Origin of the sequence: Arthrobacter sp. UYEF3 (assembly GCF_040546245.1) — a bacterium.
GTDB lineage: Bacteria > Actinomycetota > Actinomycetes > Actinomycetales > Micrococcaceae > Arthrobacter.
This window is the reverse complement of the sequence record NZ_JBEPNK010000028.1, coordinates 13,657-31,995: the sequence shown is the minus strand read 5'-3', so window position 1 is coordinate 31,995 and position 18,339 is coordinate 13,657. Positions and strand designations below refer to the sequence as shown.

The window sequence follows — 18,339 nt, the reverse complement described above, 5'->3', positions numbered from 1 at the left end:
CGGGGTCCGTTCCCCCCGTGCAGGGGAGGCGACACCCTTTCCGGGTGCCGCCTCCGGTGATTCCGGTGTTTCTCTTGGTGGGTGTTGGGTGGGTCAGGCGTTGTTGGCGCTGGTGTTGATCTCGCCGTTGACGCCGTCGGGGAAGAATCCGCCCTCGGTTGCTTCCTCGGGGGTGAGGTAGGCGATGTTCAGAACCTGTCCGGGACTGCGGCTGAAAGCGATGCCGTTGGCGTCGGTGGGGACGAGGTTGGCGGTTTCTTTGGTGCCGATGCCCTGGTCGAGGTCGGTGGGTCCGTCGAGGCTGTCCCGGGCATCGGAGATGGCCTGGGCGGGCCCCTGCAGCCCGAGGGCGTAGAGGGTGGTTCTGATGATGCCGGCGTGGTAGGCCTCGACGGCGAGGATGCCGGCAGCGGCCTCAAGGTAGGTTTTGTTGTCGATCAGCGGGGCTGCTCCTTTGTAGGCGGTGACCCCTACGTCCTCGAAAATGAACGCGCCCAGGAGGAAGCTGGTTTCATCGGCGAAGGGGTTGAATTTTTGGCCTTTCTTGATCAGGCCAGCGGCCATGGCGGCGGCAGTGAAGCTGGCCTCCAGGTCGATTTGCGGTCGGGACACAGCCGCGCCTCCCAGCGCGGTGCGGAGGAATTTGACGTGGGATTTTTCGTCGGCGGCGATTTCCTTGGCGTATTTTTCGATTAGGCTGCCGGGCTTGAAGGGGACCTTCGCGCCGCCGGTGACGCCGCCCATGCGTCCCTTGCCGTCCGTGAGCCCTTCATCCAGGCCGCGGCCCGTGACGGCACGGAGGTAGAACTCCGCTTCGAGGTATTCCAGGTTCAGGGCAAAGTTCAGGATCGCCCCGTCGCTTGGTGCGCCGTGCATCTTATCTTTGTCCTTGGACGCCTGGGCCGGTGCGCTGGTAAGCAGGGCCGCGGCACCGCCGATTCCCGCGATCCCGGCGGCCCGGAACAGAATGCGCCGGTCCAAAGGATTTTCGGCGCTCCGGTTTAGTGCTTCGGTGATGAATTTTTGGTCGAACATCGGTGTGCTCCTGTCATGAGTGCGTTTTTTGAGACCATGACATTCCGGAGGGTACTCCCGCCGGATCCCCAGACGGAATAGCCACCGCAAATTGCTGCAGGCTGGCCCATGATGATGACACTGCAGATTCGTTGTGATCCGCATCATGAACGAGTGGCCGCGAAACCATTTCACGTACGTTACGGCAGTCTCCGGTAACGCCAGGTGGGAGGCGGTGCTCCGCAGATGCCCGACGCGGCACGCAGTGTCACCGTCGTAACCAGGTGATTCCTGCCAGGCCTACTGCCTGGCGTGTCGAGCCGGTTACACCGTCAGTTACACGTCCCCTTTGGCCACTCGGCACTGCCACGAATTGACAGGCAGTATAGAGATTGATCAGCGGCCGGGTCATCGCCGTGTGGCGGGGCGGCCGATTTTTCGAAGCGGTCACGGGAGCATTTGCCCTGCACCTCTGGCGGTCGCCCGGTCGCCCGGTCGGCGGCCAGACCATCGGGCCGGTTTCCGGGTGGAAGCGGGGGGCTCTACTCAGTGCCGGCGGTTTTGGCCGAGTATTTGGTACTCGTGACGGCCGGAGCGGTGACGCCCTAACATGGCGCGCAGCCGTTGCTTCTGGATTGATGGTTGCAGGAAGGGTCTCCGCATGGTTTGGACTGCGTCGCTGTGTTCCCTGCCGTCCGCGGCGCCTTGTCGGTGCGGCACGCAGGAGTGCGGGCGGTCATGACGGTCGCCGGTTTCGCGGTTTTGCGGGCGGCAGCCGAGCCGGTTTTTGCCGGGGTGGACCTCGCGTCCTGGCACCGGTATCTGCCTTTTGCGCTGGCGGGGACGGTTGTGTGGGGCCTGTGGTTGTACCGGGTTATCCTCTCGCGACGGGCCCGGCCGATCATCAGTAATTTCTCCGCCTCCACCTCGGTCATCGTCCCGTCTTTCCATGAGGATCCGGACATCCTGATGCGCTGTCTGGATTCCTGGCTGGCCCAGGAACCGACAGAGATCATCATTGTCTTGGATCTGAAGGACATTGAGGCCTACACGCGGATCACCGACCTGGGGAATCCGATGGTGCATGCTGTGCTATTCCGCCATGCCGGGAAACGCTCGGCTCTGGGATGCGGGGTCCGGGCGGCCCGGTGTGATCTGCTGATCTTCGTCGATTCCGACACCTCCTGGGAGCCCGGGCTCCTTGCCGCGGTGCAGATGCCCTTCGAGGACCCGTGGGTCGGCGGGGTGGGGACGCAGCAGAACGTGTACCAGGCCCGGTCGAGCGTGTGGCGGCGGATAGCGGACTGGATGGTCAACCTGCGCTACAACGATTACGTTCCGGCGATGGGCCGGGCTGGTGCGGTGGCGTGCCTGTCGGGGCGGACCGCGGCCTACCGGCGCGCTGTCGTGTTGCCGTTGCTTCCGCATCTGGAGAATGAGTTTTTCCTTGGGCGGCGCTGTATTTCCGGTGATGACGGCAGGCTTACGTGGCTGGTGCTGGCCTCCGGCTACAAGACGGTCCACCAGTCCTCGGCCAGGGCGCTGTCCATGTTCCCGAATACCCTGCGCGGTTTCATGAAGCAGCGCTTGCGGTGGAGCCGGAATTCCTACCGTTGCTACCTGACCGCGGTCTACAAGCGCTGGCTGTGGAAGGTGCCCTTCGTCACGAAAGTAACGGTCCTGCAGATCCTGCTGACACCGGTGACCATGGGTGTGTCGATGACGTACCTGTTGTGGGGGCGCCTGGACTTCACCCCTGTGGGCGTTGTTCTGGCCTTGGCCTGGGTGCTGCTGGGCCGGGGAATCCGCGGCCTCTCGCATTTGCGCCGGCACCCCAGGGACCTGCTACTGCTGCCACTGATGACCGTGGTCGTGATCGCCGTGGCCCTTCCAGTGAAGGCATACGCCTTCCTGACGATGAACAAGCAAGGCTGGCTGACGCGGGGGGATAACCGTTCCGGAGGCGACGGACAGACAGCCGCCACCCTGGCCGGCCGGGAGGGCCGTTGATGCGCCGCCGCCAGGCTGCGGTCATGAGCGCTTTGGCACTGTCTCTGATCGTCCTTCCGGTTTCCACTTCCATCAACGGTAGTCCCGGACAGGACAGCAGCCGGCTCTCCTCCACAGGGCAGCCGGTGGCGCCCTCCGGCACAGCCGCCGGCACCCGAAGCTATGCAGGGGACGCGCTCAACGAACCCCTCCTGGCCGCGGCCGAAGACCAGCGGCTGATCCGGGTCCGGGCGGCCGCCGTTGCCGCCCGACTCCGGGGTGAGAAACTACTTTCCCCGTACCGCGTCTCCACCGGGGCTCCCCGAACCCTGGTCCTCACCCCCCGACCCTCCCCTTACACGGCCCAGGACCTGACGGAACTGGCCCCGGGATCCTTCGTGCACGAAGCCGACGGCTCCTACCTGCTCAGCGAGAGCATCATCGTCTTAGCCGGCGCTGACTTGTCCCTGGGCGGCCCCGGCGGCCTGACCCTGCACCTGGAGAGCACACCTGCCGGTTTTGTCTCTATCATCAACGACGGCGGGAAGCTGGAAATCAGCGGCACCGCTGGGGCACCGGCCCGTGTGAGCAGCTGGGACCCGTCCACGGGGACTACCGATACCCTCACCTCCGACGGGCGAGCCTACGTGCGCTCCATCGGAGGGGCGATGACGATCAGCGGCGCCCGCATCGAGTCCCTGGGATTCTGGTCCGGCCGGACCGGGGGCATCGCCTGGACCGGCACCGACCGGCCCACCACCGCGGCCCGCACCCCGGCGCTCCCTCCGGCCGCGGCCCCACCCAAGAATGGCCCCCCCGCACCCGCCCCTTCCGACATCAGGTTGCTGGAGGCCGATCCGGGGGTGCTGACGGATAACTACGCCACCGGGTCCATCCGGGACAGCACCGTCACCGGAAACGCGTTCGGGATCTTCACCACGAAGGCCCGGGACGTGGAAATCCGGAACGTCGCGGTCCGGAACAGCCTCGTGGACGGCATTGTCCTGCACCGGTACGTCACCAACACTCGCATTACCGACACCACGTCCTCGCACAACGCCGGCAACGGGTTCGTCCTGGCCCGGGCCACGGCAAGGATCACACTGACGAACACCGGCGCGGACTTCAACGGTCGAAGCGGGATCTTCATGAAGGGGCTGCCGCTGGCCGAAGGACCTTCTGCCGGCGGGGACCCCGGGACGGTTTCCTCCGGCCACACCGTCACTGGCAGCCGTGCAAACGGCAACGACCGGTACGGCATCGAGGTCATCGGCGGCCGGAACGTCGGCCTCTTCGCCAATAGCATCACCGGCAATGACCGCGGCATCGACCTCTCCCGGGCGGTGGCCGACGCAAAAATCGAGGGGAACCGGTTCGAAAACCAGAGAACCCGGTCCATCTCCGTCACCGACGGCGCCCCTGACACCCTGGTTCAGAGCAACACCATCACCGGCGGAACCACGGCGATCTACCTGCGCAACACTCCCGGAACCGTGACCCGGAACACCATGACAGGGCTGACCTTCCACGGGATCACCATCAATGGCAACTCCTCTGTGCAGCTGCACGGCAACACCATCAGCGGCACAGGACCCAGTGCACTTAACCTGCGCGAGAGCCACGGCAGCGTCACCCGGGGCGGGAACGACACCCAGGGATGGGACAAAACCGCACCGTTCTGGTCCCGGGTCGCCAACTTTTTCCAGCCCCTGACCGTCATCTGGACCCTGCTGGGCCTGATCCTGCTCCTGACAGCCGTCACCGGCCGGCACGCCCGGCGACAGATTGTTCATCCCTACGCGGCGCAAGCGCCCTTGTCGAACTTCACCACCGGCCAGAGCCCTGCTACCATCCCGCGGCAGCAACGCAGGCATGCGGTGTCCCCGGGTTCCGCCAGTTCCCCCGGGGCGCGCAGATGAGACTCCAGCGCGGCCGGCGGCGCCTGGCCGCATACGGGCTGGCGGGGGCCATGATCATCACGTTTGTTCTCGTCGGGCTGCTCTCGTCGGCCCTGCACCACCCGGAGTACACCTTCCCCCGGGCCCCCGGTCCGGGGGAAGACCGGCCCACCGGTGCCGCATCCGCTGACCCCGGGTCCGACGGCGCCCCCATGAGCGCCGCCGCCGTGAACGCCCGCCCGGGGCAGGGTCCGATCCCGGCAGCCGAAACCAGGGACTGCCCGCGCCCGACAAGCACCGTCCGCGGCGCGGATGAGCTTTCTGCCGCGCTCGGACGGGCTAACCCCGGCGACGTCATTTCTTTGGCCGACGGCACCTACTTCGGACATTTCGCCGCCAACCGGCCCGGGACGCCGGAGCGGCGCATCTACCTGTGCGGTAGCCCCGGCACGGTCCTGGACGGAGGCGGCACGGACAGCGGGTATGTCCTGCATCTTGATCATGCGGACTACTGGGTCATCTCCGGGCTGACCGTGCGCAACGGCCAGAAAGGTATCGTCGCCGACAGCGTCACAGGCGCCGTCCTGCAACGGCTCACCGTTACCGGACTGGGCCAGGAAGGCATCCACCTGCGCCGGAACAGCACCCGAAACCTCCTCATCGCCAACACCGTGAACAACACCGGCAAAACCACCCCCGAATACGGCGAAGGCATCTACGTCGGCACCGCGGTCAGCAACTGGTGCGCCGTCACCGGCTGCCGCCCCGATGAAAGCAACTTCAACCTGATCGCCCGAAACACTGTCACCGCCACCACCGCCGAAAGCGTGGACATCAAGGAAGGCACTATCGGCGGAGTGATCTCCGGGAACACGTTCAACGGCAACGGCATGAGCGCAGCGGATGCCTGGATCAACGTCAAAGGCAATGCCTGGACCATCGACTCCAATACCGGAACCGACAGTCCCCGGGACGGTTTCCAGACCCATAACATCCTCCTCGGTTGGGGGGACCACAACCTTTTCAGGGGCAACACGGCCACCATCAGCGGCCGGGGAACCGCGATCGCTGCCACCCCGCCAATGAACAATATCGTGGCTTGCTCGAACAAAATCATCGGCGCCGGGCAGCTCAGCAACATCAAATGCACAAACCTCTGACCCGGCAGGTCTCCACATTCCGTCCGGGCACACGCCGAAAGGATGACCATGCACAACGCCACCAGCGCCGACAACGGATCCCTCCCGCCCGGGCCCCGTCAGCACGCCAACATCACGGTCATCGGCACCGGCTACCTCGGTGCCACCCACGCCGTCTGCATGGCGTCCCTGGGTCTGACCGTCACCGGCATCGACGTCGACGCAGGCAAGATCAGCTCACTTAGCCAAGGACACCTGCCTTTCTTCGAACCGGGCCTGGAAGAACTCCTCAGGACCGCTTTGGACAGCGGCCGGCTGACGTTCACCACCGACTTCGCCGCCGCAGCCGGGGCGGATGTGCATTTCCTGTGCATCGGAACCCCGCAAGCCCCGGATTCCCCGGCAGCGGACCTCACCTTCGTATATGCGGGCGTCCGTCGGCTTGCCCCGCACCTGACCCATAAATGCCTGATCGCCGGGAAGTCCACGGTACCCATCGGCACCGCGCAGCGCCTCACCGCCTTGGTTCAGGCCACAGCACCGGCCGGGAAACTGGCCGAGCTGGCATGGAACCCCGAATTCCTGCGCGAAGGACACGCCATCGAAGACACCCTCCACCCCGACAGGCTGGTCTTCGGCGTCCCCTCCGACTGGGCCCGCGAGCAGCTCACCGCCTGCTACACACCGATCATTGACGGGGGCACACCCGTGATTGTGACCGACCTGGCCACCGCCGAACTCGTCAAAGTCGCCGCGAATTCCTTCCTCGCCACCAAGATCTCGTACATCAATGCGATGGCCGAAATCTGCGAAGCCACCGGAGCCGACGTCAACCACCTTGCAAGCGCCCTCTCCTATGACAACCGGATCGGCGGCCGCTTCCTCAAACCCGGCTTAGGCTTCGGCGGCGGCTGCCTTCCCAAAGACATCCGCGCATTCGCCCACAGGGCCAAAGAACTCGGCGTCGGACAGGCCGTCGGGTTCCTGCGCGAAGTCGACGCCATCAACCAACGCCGCCGCCAACGCACCGTGGACCTCATCACCGAAATGGCCTTCGGAGACCTGACCGCCGTGCGCATCACCGTCCTCGGCGCCGCTTTCAAACCCGATTCCGACGACATCCGCGACGCCCCCGCCCTGGACGTTGCCCGCATGCTCCACCAGGGCGGGGCCCGCGTCACCGTCTATGACCCTAAAGCCATGGGCAATGCCAGCAAAACCTACCCGGAACTTGCATACGCGCCAACACTCGAGAAAGCCGTCGCAGGAGCCGAAATCGTGGCACTGCTCACTGAATGGGACGAGTTCAGACGCGCCGACCCCGCCGTGCTCGGCGAACTCGTGCAACTGCGCAATATCGTCGACGGCAGACACGCACTGGACGCCGCGGCCTACCGCGCCGCCGGCTGGGACTACCGCGCTCTCGGCACACCCACACCTTCCACAACCGGCGGTCCCGTCCCGACCCAGCTCCCGGCACTGGCCCGGCACACCGGGCAGATCGACCGAGCACGCGCCGCACGGTCCTGAACCCGCCCCATCGGTCTCCCCTTGCCGCACCCTCTGCCCGCCGGGACGGGACTATCTCACCAACCGGCGTATCCGGCCGTTCCCGTAACTAGTTTTCAGCTGCCGGAACCGCTTGCTGAAGGCGATGGCGAAGGTTCGTGGACCGGCATCAACGACCTTGAACTCTGCGTCGCGGGAGAACAACGATGGGTAAAACAACCAGCGTCTCCACGGAAAGACCGGCTATATATGCCGCCGGTAGAAGCCGGAACGACTCTCTGCTCGAATCTGCCGGCTATCAAACGATTGAACTGGTCTACACAAACTCCACCAAACCCGGGACGTGACAGATCACCAAGATGGTGCCTCCCTGCGTCCGTTAAAGGGGTCATCTCCCACCACGACTTGACCGGCCCTAAACGGGCTGCGTGCCTCTTGGGGCCGGTGTACGGCCTGCCCGAGAGCCTGGGCCAGGCGGCCCAAGTGCGGGTGTGCTGGTTTTGCGGCGGAGAGACCATCGGACTGCTACTTGCTCACGAAGGAAGTACGTCGCGCGGGCCCGGATTCCCGGAACAGGCCCCCAACCTGACCCTCCCGTTCCGGGGCCCGCGCAGAAACCGGCCTAGAATTTCGGCTCATGAGTAACACGAGTACCGACTACCTCATTGTCACAGGGGAATACGTGGACGGACCTGGCCGATGCAGACGACTTTCCATCGCTCCCGTGTCGGCAACTGCCTGCACCAGCCCCGTACTATCGCGGGTCCAGTGCAAACAACTCCTGAACTGACAGCCGAACGGGCCTGCCCGTGGAACAAGGAGGCCTTTGGTGGACGGAGGCAAACGGTGCGCTACGGGTCTATCCCTGGGGAATCCGCTGAAAGAGGCCAGAAATCCGGTGCTGATCTCGGTCCCTGCTCGAGTTGAATCGTTGACCACTGGGCTACGGCAAAGGATTAGCGAATCGAGAGCCGCGTCCCCAACGTAACGGCAAAACCGCCACTTCAAGCTGCGATGCAACCGCCATCCCGGCTTGGAAGTCCCAGACCGGCGGGCTGGCCGCCTCGTCTTGGTAAGGGATCCTTTGCTGAGAAGGCAGCGGGCGAAGTGGCGCCCCTCCCCGCCATCTTCAAACCAGTCCGGTTCGTCACCGGAAACGAGAGCCTTCGGTGTCGTGCCCCTTTAGGGGCCCGGTTCCGGCGCGTAGAGCCGGCGCCGCACGGAGAGTGCCAGCACAACGAACGCAATTACCACGAGGACCGCGACCGCTCCCGCCGTGAGCAGGCCCGCCGGGAGGCCCGCGCTGGTGCCTGTCGCAACCGGAAGCGTCGGCGGCGTTGCCGCGGCGGTAGGGTTCGTGGCGCCGGCAGTGAACGTGAACGTTCCTTCGAGGGGATGGCTGTCGGCGGAAACGACCCGCCAGACCACCGTGTACTTGCCTTGCGGGGCGCCGGTTTTGACCTTCTGGGTGACTTGGTTGTCGATGGTGGTCACGGGCCCATCGGCTTGGTCGGTGCCGGTGGCATCTTCTACGCGGACGACGGAACCGATGGCAGTGGGCGTGTGATGGAAGGTCAGGTCGATCTTCTCGGGAACGGCGCGGACGGCGGAGCTGTTGGCAGGGTCCGTGGCCTCGAGGACATCGTGAGCCTGCGCCGCCGCCCCGGGGAACAGCAGGAATGCTGCGGTGCTCAGGGCCAGCAGGCATCGCGCGAGTCGGGCTGCCGAACGGTAACGGTGAGTCGTTTTCATGGGGCGGGTCCTTTCAGGAGCGTTACCCCCGGGTTGCGGCGGAACGTCTCGCGTCCTGCCGCAGCGCGGCGGCGTTGTTACTTGCCTGCTGTCCGGGTGCGCCGGCCGTCCAGGACCGGAGTCCGCGCGGCTGTGGCGGGGACGAATCTGGCGGCACCCAGAACGATACCGATACCCACGCCGAGGCCCCTCGACAGGACCGGCGGCCGTCGCTGGCGGCGGATGGCAGGCGCCGGCCCACCCGGTGTGGGCTTCAGGCGTCACGGGTCATCCCGGACGGCGCGGGCAGACGTGGTGTGGAGCGGAGCGACCCGCGTTCGCCGGTGGAGGGTCAGGGCGGCGGCGGCGAGGAGGACCGCGGCTGCTTGGGCGAGGGCGGTGAGGGTTTTATCGAAGAACCAGACGGGTTCGTACATGGCGGGGAAGGGCCCGATGGCGGGGATGTCGATGTAGCGGTAGAGGAGCAGGACAGCCAGGCCGCCTCCGGCGGTGAACAGGGCCAGGACCCAGGCGGCCCGGCTGCCGCGGATCAGGACGTAGAGCCCAACCAGGGCGGCCGCCGCGGCTTCTGCAAGGAAGAGGTTGCCTTCGCCGAGGCCTTCGGAGGCGGCGGACTGGTAGCCCGGGGCAAGCCGGGCGTGGACAACGGCGTCCACGGTCAGGGTGGCTGCTGCAAGGATCCGCAGTATCACGTTCGCGGCTGAGCGGCCATGGTGGCGGGTCGGTCCGGATGGTTCCATGACGGGGTCCTGGCCGGAGCTTTTGGCGGTGGTCATTTGACGTTCAGGGTTCCGTGCATGTTGGAGTGGTAGGTGCAGTGGTAGGTGTAGGTGCCTGGTTTGGCCGGGGCGGTGAATGTGGCGCTGGTGCCGGGTTTGACGACGGCGTCGAAGGATCCGTCGTCGGCGGTGAGGGTGTGTGCCTCGGAGTCCGAGTTCATCACGGTCACCGTTGCCCCGGCCGGGACGCTGCCGGGGCCGGTGTAGGCGAAGGACTTGATGTGGATGGTCGCTTCGGCTGCGGTGCCCGTGGATCCCGTCGGGGACCCCGTTGGGGAGGCGCGCATGCCGGGGTCCATGGTTGTGGTGGGGCCGGTCGCTGTGGCGGCCGGCTGCGATGCCGTGGCCGTGGCCGATGGAGTGGCTGCCGCTGAGCCGGTCCCCGTGCCGGTGGTCCCGCAGGCGCTGGCACCCAGAAGGGTGGCTGCACAGATCAGGGCAAGAACGAGGCGGCGCGGGGTGGGGGTCGTCTTCATGGTGTTCCCTTTTCACAGAGCTGACGGGTTATGGGAGCTGACGGGGTAGCGCTGGAGATCCGGCTGCCCGGCCTGCCTTGGCGTTTAGGGGCCAGCTCTGGGGTTTATTAGGCGGGGTGGCTGGAAGTCAGGTGGGCGTAGACGACGGTGTTGTCCAGGTATTCCCTGGTGGCCGGGTCGTAGCCGCCGCAGGTGATCAGGCGGAGCTCGGGCCGGTCCGCGTTCTGGTAGACCTCCACGGTCGGGAAACTTGCCTTGTGGTAGATGTCGACTTTATCGACTGTGAAGACGGCGGCGGTGTGGTCGGCGCGGGTGACGGTGATGACCTGGCCCGGGGTGAGCTGCTGGAGGCGGTAAAAGACCCCGACTGGGTTCTTTGTCGAATTCACGTGGCCGAGCATGACCGCGGAGCCGCTCTGGCCCGGGGTGGGCGAGTCTTGATACCAGCCGGCAGGGGATCCGGGCTCTCCGGGCGGGATCTCTACTTCGCCGTTGGCTTGTTTGCCCAGTTGCAACACGGTTGAGCTGACGCCGATGGAGGGCACCTCAACGCTGACCGGTATGGACGCCGGCAACGGTGCGTCCGGCGCGGGGGGAAGCGTCCGCGCCGGTGGTCCAGTCGCGGATGCCGGCTCCGGCGCAGCCGCCGCGGCAGCACGCGAGGCGGGGGCGGCCGGGGCGGTGGTGGACGTGGTGTCGTTTGCCCCGGGTGTGGGGGGTTCGGCGTGGAGTCCGAGGCCGATGGTGGTGATCCCGCCAGCGAGGAGCAGGGCGGCCGCCGCGGACGCGATGAGGCGTCCGCGGCGGCTGCTGTTCTCAGATTCCATCAGGTTCCTGCGTCTTTAGGCGGTGGCGCTCATCCGGCGGCGGGCGGCGTAGGCTCCGCCGGCTGCCAGGAGGAGGCCGCCGCCGGCGGCCAGGAGACCCAGGTCAGGTCCGGCAGGAGCCGGGGTGGTGATGCCGGTGCCCGGCGCTCCGGCAGGCATAGCCTTCACCGAGCCGCAGAGAGCAGGCGAGGTAGCCGCCAGCGGCAGCGAGGGAACCAAATCGCTCGGAGCCTTCTGCGCTGCCTCTGACAAGGTTGCCGGGTCCAGTCCGTGCACCACTACGACGGCGGTACCGGCCTTGAGGGAATCAGCGGTTTTCGCGTCCAGGGTGAAGGTGCGGTTGTATGTGTACGAGGCGCCCATGCCGGCCACCTTCAGGTCGGTGCCGGCTGCCGGGCTGGTATCCCCGCTGGTGGAGAGTGTGGTGCCGATCCCGCCGTAGGACGGGGCGCCTTCGGTGGTGCTGATCACGCCGTCCTTGTTGGTGTCCGCGGACATGTCCGGGCAGGTCCCCTTGGCGCCGATGTGGATGTGCTGGACGTGCGGGTAGGGATTGCCACCGAAGGTCGCAGCAAGTCCGGAGACCTTTTCGGTGACGGTGGCCTGGTCACCGTTGAGAGTGAGCATGAACGTACCCGAGGCGTTGCTGCCGTTAATCGCGGCAAGGTTCGCCTGGTACGTGGTGGTGTCCGCGGCGAGGGCCGGGCTGGTGGAGAGTGCGAGGGCGCCCAAGGCAAGGGCCGGGGCGATCAGGAAAGCGGAATTCTTCATGACGGATTTCCTCCGGTTGTGATCGTGCGTCCCCGTGGCGGGCAGGCACGTGGTCTCAGACTAACCTCTAAAGTGACCCCTGTCACTGGAGTGACTGTTGTGACTAATGCCATTGAGGGGGTCGGCTGGTACCCCTCAAGGCGGCTATTCGTCGCTACCGGGGCCCACGGCTGGGACGGCCCGGGAGAACTTTCCGCCATAAAGTCGGTCCCGCAGATGACCCCTGCTTAGGTGTCGGACCAGCAGGCCAGTACCGCGGTGGCCACCTCGTACGCGAGGGCGCTGGGGGTAACGCCATGCGGGCCCAGGGTTACCGGCAGGGCCGTCGCGTCGACCGTGAGGACGAAGTTGTCCTTGACGAAAGCCACGGCCCCGGCGGTGGTCTGGAAAGCGGGGAAACCCAGATTCGCCATTCCCTCGATGGGCTGGGCCGAGGCGGTTCTGCGCTGCAGTGCGTCAAAGTGAGCGCGTGCGCCGGCAGGGTCCGGCGCTTCCTTCACCGAAAGCACAAGCGACCCGGCCGGGAGCGCATACGTGCAGGTGTAGAGCTTGTCCGTCCAGGCGTCGGTGGTCCGGGGCTGATCGGGCAGGGACAGCATCAGTGTGACATTGGCCCGGGTTTCGTCCCCGCATATCATCCTCGCCGATGCCGAGGGTGAACCCGCTAATGTCGGGCCCGGAACCTCAGAAGATAGCGACGGGGTCGGGGAACCACCCCCTGCCGCGGCAGGTGCGGTCGCTGACGGAAGGTCCGCGGGGTTAGCGGCGGCCGGCATGCCGCCGGCTCCTGGGCCGGCGGCGCACCCGGCCAGCAGCACCGCGGATAGGACCGCAGCACCGATCCAGCCCATACGGGTGTTGTGTGGCCGGATCATGCTATTCATGGGTAAACCTTTCCAGACATTCCAAGGCCGACGGATACCCAAGACCCTGCACAGCGTATTCGCCAGGCGCCCTCTGAGGACGGCTCCACCGCCCACCCCGCTCACCTGTCGGCGGCCCGTGCAACCCCGCTAAAGCGGCGGTCGTCTCACGTCAGTACCGTCTGCCATAGGTTTTCACACCCCACCCCCCGGCCTCGACCACATCGGATTCGCGGTGCATGATCGAACGGGCTTGCTCGAGTGGCGCGACCATCTCGAAGAAATTGGCGTCGAGCGCAGCGGGTTGGTCGACGCCACCTACGGAACGGCCTCTGAGTTTCAAGGATCCAGACGGAATCGCTCTGGAATTATTCGTACCCGCAGGCTAGCAACATGGGCGTCCTGCTATCGGCGATGGCTCCTTCAGAGGCTGCAACCCGTTTACCGGCGACCACGCACCGGATGAACTGGAAGCCCTTCCAACCGACGCACGTCAGAATCCCACGCCCGGCGTTTCGAGCCTCTACACCATGGCGGCGCGCGTCACCGGTGCGGGTCAGGTCCGGAATGCCGGGTCAGATGGAGGATCCCGTCGGCGGCGTGACCGGTCGGTCGGGATCCGGCGGTGCGGTGAAGGCCGGCGCCGGTGCGGTGGTTTCGCTTGTGGTGGTTGTGGTCCCCAGGCCCGTGGCGCCGTCCCCGGGGGCAGCTCAAAGCTGCGCGTGAACGCCCCAAAAGTGGAATTCGGACCGGTAGTTGTGCTTGTCCTTGTGTTCGGATTTTTCTTCACGACGGGCTTCGATGGTGAGGGTGGTTCCCGAGACGGTTATGTCGACGTCCGTCTCGGGATCAATGCCGGGCACGTCGGCCCTGATGACCATGGTGGATCCGTCCTGATATTCTTCCACGCGCAGCGAGGACCCGATGTCCCCCTGCAAGAAACGGCGGACCGGTTCGGGTACGTCGAAAGGCATGTGCCGCATGATGTCGCTCATGGATTCCTCCCTGTGATGGGCGCGCTGCCCGGGCCGCAGACAGCGCCCGCGGGAGCCAGTGCTGTATAAACAGCAACCTACGGCGTCCGGGTGGTATCCGGAAGAGGATTTCAGGGCCGCGTGGATGCGGGTTCGGCAGCCGGTGCCGATGTGTCTCACGCTCCGCGGACCATCCCCCGGATCGGGTCGGGGCTAGGCACAACCGGCGGCGGCTGCTCGGCCGCGACGCCGAGGTGAACAGCCGGGACGGTACTAGGCCAGACGCGCCTGCTCAAGACTGGTTTGCGTCGAAGAAACGATGCATGGGTCCGGTAGTCGTGACCGGACTGGCCTGGGCCAGGATAAAGTCGCGGTCCTCCTGTGAGAGGGCGGTTTCGCCGTGCTGATCACGGTCGGGGCTTAGACCGGTTTCCTCACAAATGGTGGCGGCCAGTGTGCGCGGCAGGATCAGGCAACCGGGGTTATCGGTAAGCCATTGCCGTGTGGCGGCACTCAGCCGGTGCCAGTGGTCCCTGAGGTTCATCTCCATCGATGCAGCCTTCCTCTGTAGGCCACGGCGGAAGCGCCAGGTATCTGGAAGCCGGGCATGCTCAGGGTACCCCTAGCGATCAGAGAATGACAGAGGGCGACGAGACTCACCTATAGTGCTCGCGAAACGGGGTGCATGCCTCATTTAAGAAACGCTCGCGAAACTACGGGCCGTTACAGGCACGGCGGTGACGATGAGGGATGGACCTGTCGATGGCAACGCGTAGGGAAATCACGAGGAAGTGCGCGCCCGATTATGCGAAGGCGTCCAAGAAAGCCAAGGGGCTGATTCTGGACGAGCTCGTGGCGGTCACGGGGTGGTCCAGGGCCCGCCGGGCCCTGTCTACGGCCCGTAAACGCAAAGGCCCGGCGAAATCGGTCGTACGGAAGCCGCGGGGGCGGACCTACGGCTATGACACGTTGAAGGTCCTGATCGGTGTGTGGCGGCTGGCCGGGATGCCCTCGGGCAAGTATCCGGCCGCGACCAAGGAGTTGTGGCTGCCCAAGCTGGAGGCCTTCGGGGAACTGGACGCACAGAGGCTCACCCCGGCGGTCAGGGCGCAGTTGCTGAAGATCTCCGGGGCCACGATCGACCGGGTGCTCCAGCCCACCAGGGACGCCGACAGACTCAAGGGCCTGTCCGCGACCAGGGCCGACCCGCTGCTGCGGAACTCGATCACGGTCCGCAAGGCCGGGGATGAACACGAACAGGCCCCCGGCTTCATCGAAGCGGACATCGTCGTCCACTGCGGCCCCACCCTGGCCGGGGAATTCGCCAGGACCTTGACCGCCACGGACGTGTTCACACGCTGGACCGAGAACATCGCGGTCCGTAACGGCGCGCACAAATGGGTGCTTGAAGCCATGGATGAGATTGTGGTACGTCTGCCGTTGCCAATGGTCGGGCTGGACACCGATAACGGCGGGGAATTCATCAACCATGCCCTGATCAAATGGGCCGGCGACCAGGACATCTACTTCACCCGCGCGCGGCCGTACAAGTCCAACCACAACGCCCACGTCGAGCAGAAGAACGGCGACGTGGTACGCCGCCACGCATTCCATTACCGCTACTACGACTCGGCCGCCGAACAGAAGCTCCTCAACACCCTTTACGCCCTCGTGCGGGTCCGGCTGAACCTCTTCACCGCCGCGACGAAAGCAACCGGCTGGCGCTCGAACAACCACGGGAAGAAGACCCGCATCTACGACAAGCCACGGACCCCGTACCAGCGCGTCATCGATTCCGGAATCCTGACCGGCACCAAAGCCGCCGAACTCGCGGAACTGATGGAGACCACCAACCCGGCCGACCTCACCCGAGGCATCACCACCATCCAAACCCAACTGATCGCCTCTCGCTGCGGCGAAAACTCGGGCCCTGGATGCCTCCTCCACGCGAGCAGAAACAGATGAGGCAAGCACAACACTTTCGCGAGCATCTTGACATGAGTCGTTACGGAGGCGGCGTATTCCTTCTGTTCGGCTCCCAGAAGGCACTACCCTTTGACGGACCCACCGGGCTCACTCGTTCGGTCGGGTTTCCGGGGGAGCCTGGGGGAGGTGTCAATTAGATCGTGTATCAGGTTTCAGAATGAACTGGAGAAATGATCATGACTATTATCGAAGGACAAGATCAGCAGCAGAGTTCGCTTGGCAGTGAATCACAGGAACCAGGATCCGCCCGGGATGTTGTCAGCGGGATGGTTGAAGCCGGTCTGCTCGATGATCTGATGGGCCGCGTCGATGACGGCTCGCTGCGTCTGACCGGCGAAGGCGGGTTTCTGCCGGAAATGGTCAAGGCCGTTCTGGAACGGGACCTGAGCGCCATCGGCAGGGACAGAGCACACACCATCCTCGCCAGATCCGCGTAGACCATCGCTGGCACCTGGCACCTGGCACCTGGCACCTGGCTCCACGGGTCCACGACGATCCCGGCCGCCGGACCGAGCAGAAGAACCGGGACGATTTCGGCAGCGACAACACCGGCCACGCCCAAACCGGATCCCGTCAGATCCAGCACCAGCAGGCTCAGCGCCACGGTCGCGAAAACCTCGCCGGCGGCTGAGGCCGTGCGCGCCGCCCAGAGCCGCCGGTACGCCGGGCACGCGAAAACCGCCCGGATGCCTGGCCGCCCGTCTGCCATTTGTCCGCTCAGCTGACTTTCTCCATGCTGTGCCCGCAGCAGCATGTTGGGTTCTTGTCCCCGCCGTGGCCTTCCGCCGCACCCTTCGTCACCGTGATCTCACAGGCGCACGACGCATCCGGACAACGGTAAACCTCACCTAGTTGTAGAGCCATTTTCTTCCACCTCCTCGCACGTCCCACGCTAAACCTTGACCCGGGGATAACGTCAATACAAGGAGGAAAAATGGGAACCATGCTCACCACCGGCCAGGCTGCCCAAGACACCGGCCAAAGCGATCCGGCTCTACGAGCGACGCGGGCTGATCCGGACCCCGGCCGCGCAGCCCAGGCGGATACCGCCTGTACACCCCCGACGATATTGAATCGGCCCGGGAATTAATGGAGGGTGTTGAGTCCTTGAAAGGATGAGCACCATGCCAGCACCAAAAAAAGTATCCTGACGAGCTTCGCCAGCGGGCGGTCCGCCTCGTTATGGACGCGCAGAAGGATCCCAGCGGCCGGCGGAGTGCGTGCACCCGGATTGGTGCGCAGCTGGGCATCCCGGCAGACACCATCCGTGGCTGGGTGCGTATCGTGGAGATCGATCAGGGCGTGCGCCCTGGCACCACCACCGATGACGCGACTCGTATGGCCGGGCTTGAGCGTGAAGTTGTTGAGTTGCGCCGGGCCGATGCGATCTTGAAATCAGCATCGGTTTTCTTCGCAGCGGAGCTCGACCGCCCCTCCCGACGATGATCACCTACATCGATAATGACAAGGAAGAATACGGGGTCGAGCCGATCTGCAGAGAGCTGCCGATTGCCCCATCGACCTACTACGCTGCCAAGGCACGCCCGTAGTCCAAACGGTCAATAACCGACGCCGTGACGGCGGAGAAAATCACCCGGGTGCACCGGGAGAACTACAGCGTTTATGTGGCCAGGAAAGTTTATGCGGCACTGAACCGTGAGGGCTACAAAGTGGCCCGGTGCACCGTGGAGCGGCTGATGCACCGTACCGGGTTGCACGGTGTCCGCCGTGCCAAGGGGCCCCGCACAACCCTGCCAGGACCCCTGGCGGAGCGGCCGGCGGATCTGGCTCGGCGACAATTCAGCGCACCGGCTCCGAACTGCCTTTGGGTCGCAGGCATTACCTACATTCGAACGTTCTCCGGCTGGGTTTACGCGGCCTTTGTTTTGGATGTTTTCTCCCGCCGGGTGGTCGGCTGGCAGCTGTCCACCTGGACCTCACACCCAACAAATAAAGCGCGACCCCGGGTCTGCCAGCGGCACTCTGACGCCCCGGCACGTCAGAGCCGGTGCGTGCGGAGCGTTCACAGGCGGAGCTGCGATAGTCCGCGGAGCGGTTTCAGGCCCGCGGCTACTTGTGCCGCGCGGTCGGTTTAAACCACCCGCCGGGTGACGACATCGATGTAGCAGCGGCCCGAGCTGAGCCTGCTAACGTGTCCGCTGCAGCTCCACGGAAGCAGCGGACGCGCGGTCACGCCACCGTGGACAGAATGGGGCGCCGGCACCGTTGGCTTGGGCGCCGGCACCGTTGGCTTGGGCGGCGGCCCGGCTGGGCGCCGAGCAACTCAACCTTCCTTTGGACCGGAAAGACGCCGGCGACACCCCGACAATTTCGCTTAGAAGTCACCGAGTGCCCATCGCCG

The 18,339-nt window shown here is 65.4% G+C and carries 15 protein-coding genes, 3 pseudogenes and 1 other annotated feature; of the genes and pseudogenes, 8 read left to right on the top strand and 10 right to left on the bottom strand.

The features are described 5' to 3' along the window. Positions 1-93: 93 nt before the first annotated feature. A complete protein-coding gene (locus ABIB14_RS16165; protein WP_354235508.1) occupies positions 94-1,035 on the bottom strand; it encodes a ferritin-like domain-containing protein in 942 nt (313 codons plus the stop codon). A gap of 717 nt (positions 1,036-1,752) precedes the next feature. Here ABIB14_RS16165 and ABIB14_RS16160 point away from each other — a divergent pair. Genes ABIB14_RS16160 through ABIB14_RS16145 form a run of 4 tightly spaced genes read left to right on the top strand, consistent with a single transcriptional unit; the run spans position 1,753 to position 7,570 of the window. Continuing rightward, positions 1,753-3,024 (top strand): glycosyltransferase, encoded by a 1,272-nt coding sequence (locus ABIB14_RS16160; RefSeq protein ID WP_354236932.1) that lies wholly within the window; start codon positions 1,753-1,755, stop codon positions 3,022-3,024. Positions 3,025-3,047: 23 nt separating this feature from the next. Then, positions 3,048-4,922 carry a right-handed parallel beta-helix repeat-containing protein gene (locus tag ABIB14_RS16155; RefSeq protein WP_354236931.1) on the top strand — a complete coding sequence of 625 codons (1,875 nt, stop codon included), beginning with the start codon at positions 3,048-3,050 and terminating at the stop codon, positions 4,920-4,922. Next, complete coding sequence (locus ABIB14_RS16150; RefSeq protein ID WP_354236930.1) at positions 4,919-6,061, top strand: right-handed parallel beta-helix repeat-containing protein; 1,143 nt, start codon at positions 4,919-4,921, stop codon at positions 6,059-6,061. Before ABIB14_RS16155 ends, ABIB14_RS16150 begins: the two co-directional genes overlap by 4 nt. Positions 6,062-6,109: 48 nt before the next feature. Beyond that, positions 6,110-7,570: a UDP-glucose dehydrogenase family protein gene (locus ABIB14_RS16145; RefSeq protein ID WP_354236929.1), complete on the top strand. Its 1,461-nt coding sequence runs from the start codon at positions 6,110-6,112 to the stop codon at positions 7,568-7,570. A gap of 1,161 nt (positions 7,571-8,731) precedes the next feature. Here the strand turns inward: ABIB14_RS16145 and ABIB14_RS16140 are convergent. From ABIB14_RS16140 to ABIB14_RS16105, 8 genes are all read right to left on the bottom strand, one after another. Beyond that, on the bottom strand, positions 8,732-9,301 hold the full coding sequence (locus ABIB14_RS16140) for a copper resistance CopC family protein (protein ID WP_354236928.1): 570 nt from the start codon (positions 9,299-9,301) through the stop codon (positions 8,732-8,734). A gap of 260 nt (positions 9,302-9,561) precedes the next feature. Then, complete coding sequence (locus ABIB14_RS16135) at positions 9,562-10,077, bottom strand: hypothetical protein (RefSeq protein WP_354236927.1); 516 nt, start codon at positions 10,075-10,077, stop codon at positions 9,562-9,564. Then, complete coding sequence (locus tag ABIB14_RS16130; protein ID WP_354236926.1) at positions 10,074-10,556, bottom strand: cupredoxin domain-containing protein; 483 nt, start codon at positions 10,554-10,556, stop codon at positions 10,074-10,076. Before ABIB14_RS16130 ends, ABIB14_RS16135 begins: the two co-directional genes overlap by 4 nt. Before the next feature lie 107 nt (positions 10,557-10,663). Continuing rightward, entirely contained in the window at positions 10,664-11,383 is a 720-nt protein-coding gene (locus ABIB14_RS16125) for a class F sortase (RefSeq protein ID WP_354236925.1), read from the bottom strand. 15 nt (positions 11,384-11,398) lie between these two features. Next, the gene (locus ABIB14_RS16120; RefSeq protein WP_354236924.1) at positions 11,399-12,154 is read right to left on the bottom strand and encodes a hypothetical protein; all 756 of its coding nucleotides are present in this window, start codon (positions 12,152-12,154) and stop codon (positions 11,399-11,401) included. Between the two features lie 227 nt (positions 12,155-12,381). Beyond that, positions 12,382-12,753 carry a hypothetical protein gene (locus ABIB14_RS16115; protein ID WP_354236923.1) on the bottom strand — a complete coding sequence of 124 codons (372 nt, stop codon included), beginning with the start codon at positions 12,751-12,753 and terminating at the stop codon, positions 12,382-12,384. 974 nt (positions 12,754-13,727) lie between these two features. After that, positions 13,728-14,012, bottom strand: coding sequence for an Hsp20/alpha crystallin family protein (locus tag ABIB14_RS16110; RefSeq protein ID WP_354236922.1), 285 nt, complete (start codon positions 14,010-14,012; stop codon positions 13,728-13,730). Between the two features lie 271 nt (positions 14,013-14,283). Next, complete coding sequence (locus ABIB14_RS16105; RefSeq protein ID WP_354236921.1) at positions 14,284-14,541, bottom strand: hypothetical protein; 258 nt, start codon at positions 14,539-14,541, stop codon at positions 14,284-14,286. A 212-nt stretch (positions 14,542-14,753) separates the two neighbouring features. Between ABIB14_RS16105 and ABIB14_RS16100 the strand changes: the two genes are divergently transcribed. Further along, a complete protein-coding gene (locus ABIB14_RS16100) occupies positions 14,754-15,956 on the top strand; it encodes an integrase catalytic domain-containing protein (RefSeq protein WP_354236920.1) in 1,203 nt (400 codons plus the stop codon). 197 nt (positions 15,957-16,153) lie between these two features. Next, positions 16,154-16,363: pseudogene (locus ABIB14_RS16095) on the top strand (IS256 family transposase); the annotation flags it as partial. Positions 16,364-16,464: 101 nt separating this feature from the next. On the opposite strand, the pseudogene ABIB14_RS16090 reads toward ABIB14_RS16095, so the two are convergent. Then, positions 16,465-16,686 (bottom strand): annotated as a pseudogene (locus tag ABIB14_RS16090) (MFS transporter); the annotation flags it as partial. A 437-nt stretch (positions 16,687-17,123) separates the two neighbouring features. Here ABIB14_RS16090 and ABIB14_RS16085 point away from each other — a divergent pair. Together ABIB14_RS16085 and ABIB14_RS16080 are read left to right on the top strand one after the other, a co-directional pair. Continuing rightward, positions 17,124-17,423, top strand: a pseudogene (locus tag ABIB14_RS16085) (transposase); the annotation flags it as partial. After that, positions 17,381-17,494, top strand: a sequence feature (AL1L pseudoknot). (Overlaps the previous pseudogene by 43 nt.) Before the next feature lie 57 nt (positions 17,495-17,551). Beyond that, positions 17,552-18,073 carry an IS3 family transposase gene (locus ABIB14_RS16080; protein WP_354236919.1) on the top strand — a complete coding sequence of 174 codons (522 nt, stop codon included), beginning with the start codon at positions 17,552-17,554 and terminating at the stop codon, positions 18,071-18,073. Positions 18,074-18,339 lie beyond the last annotated feature (266 nt).

Excerpts from the sequence above, each read along its gene's own strand:
- ABIB14_RS16165 (WP_354235508.1), bottom strand. The coding sequence starts at position 1,035 with ATGTTCGACCAAAAATTCATCACCGAAGCACTAAACCGGAGCGCCGAA.
- ABIB14_RS16160 (WP_354236932.1), top strand. The coding sequence starts at position 1,753 with ATGACGGTCGCCGGTTTCGCGGTTTTGCGGGCGGCAGCCGAGCCGGTT.
- ABIB14_RS16155 (WP_354236931.1), top strand. The coding sequence starts at position 3,048 with ATGAGCGCTTTGGCACTGTCTCTGATCGTCCTTCCGGTTTCCACTTCC.
- ABIB14_RS16150 (WP_354236930.1), top strand. The coding sequence starts at position 4,919 with ATGAGACTCCAGCGCGGCCGGCGGCGCCTGGCCGCATACGGGCTGGCG.
- ABIB14_RS16145 (WP_354236929.1), top strand. The coding sequence starts at position 6,110 with ATGCACAACGCCACCAGCGCCGACAACGGATCCCTCCCGCCCGGGCCC.
- ABIB14_RS16140 (WP_354236928.1), bottom strand. The coding sequence starts at position 9,301 with ATGAAAACGACTCACCGTTACCGTTCGGCAGCCCGACTCGCGCGATGC.
- ABIB14_RS16135 (WP_354236927.1), bottom strand. The coding sequence starts at position 10,077 with ATGACCACCGCCAAAAGCTCCGGCCAGGACCCCGTCATGGAACCATCC.
- ABIB14_RS16130 (WP_354236926.1), bottom strand. The coding sequence starts at position 10,556 with ATGAAGACGACCCCCACCCCGCGCCGCCTCGTTCTTGCCCTGATCTGT.
- ABIB14_RS16125 (WP_354236925.1), bottom strand. The coding sequence starts at position 11,383 with ATGGAATCTGAGAACAGCAGCCGCCGCGGACGCCTCATCGCGTCCGCG.
- ABIB14_RS16120 (WP_354236924.1), bottom strand. The coding sequence starts at position 12,154 with ATGAAGAATTCCGCTTTCCTGATCGCCCCGGCCCTTGCCTTGGGCGCC.
- ABIB14_RS16115 (WP_354236923.1), bottom strand. The coding sequence starts at position 12,753 with ATGCTGTCCCTGCCCGATCAGCCCCGGACCACCGACGCCTGGACGGAC.
- ABIB14_RS16110 (WP_354236922.1), bottom strand. The coding sequence starts at position 14,012 with ATGAGCGACATCATGCGGCACATGCCTTTCGACGTACCCGAACCGGTC.
- ABIB14_RS16105 (WP_354236921.1), bottom strand. The coding sequence starts at position 14,541 with ATGGAGATGAACCTCAGGGACCACTGGCACCGGCTGAGTGCCGCCACA.
- ABIB14_RS16100 (WP_354236920.1), top strand. The coding sequence starts at position 14,754 with ATGGCAACGCGTAGGGAAATCACGAGGAAGTGCGCGCCCGATTATGCG.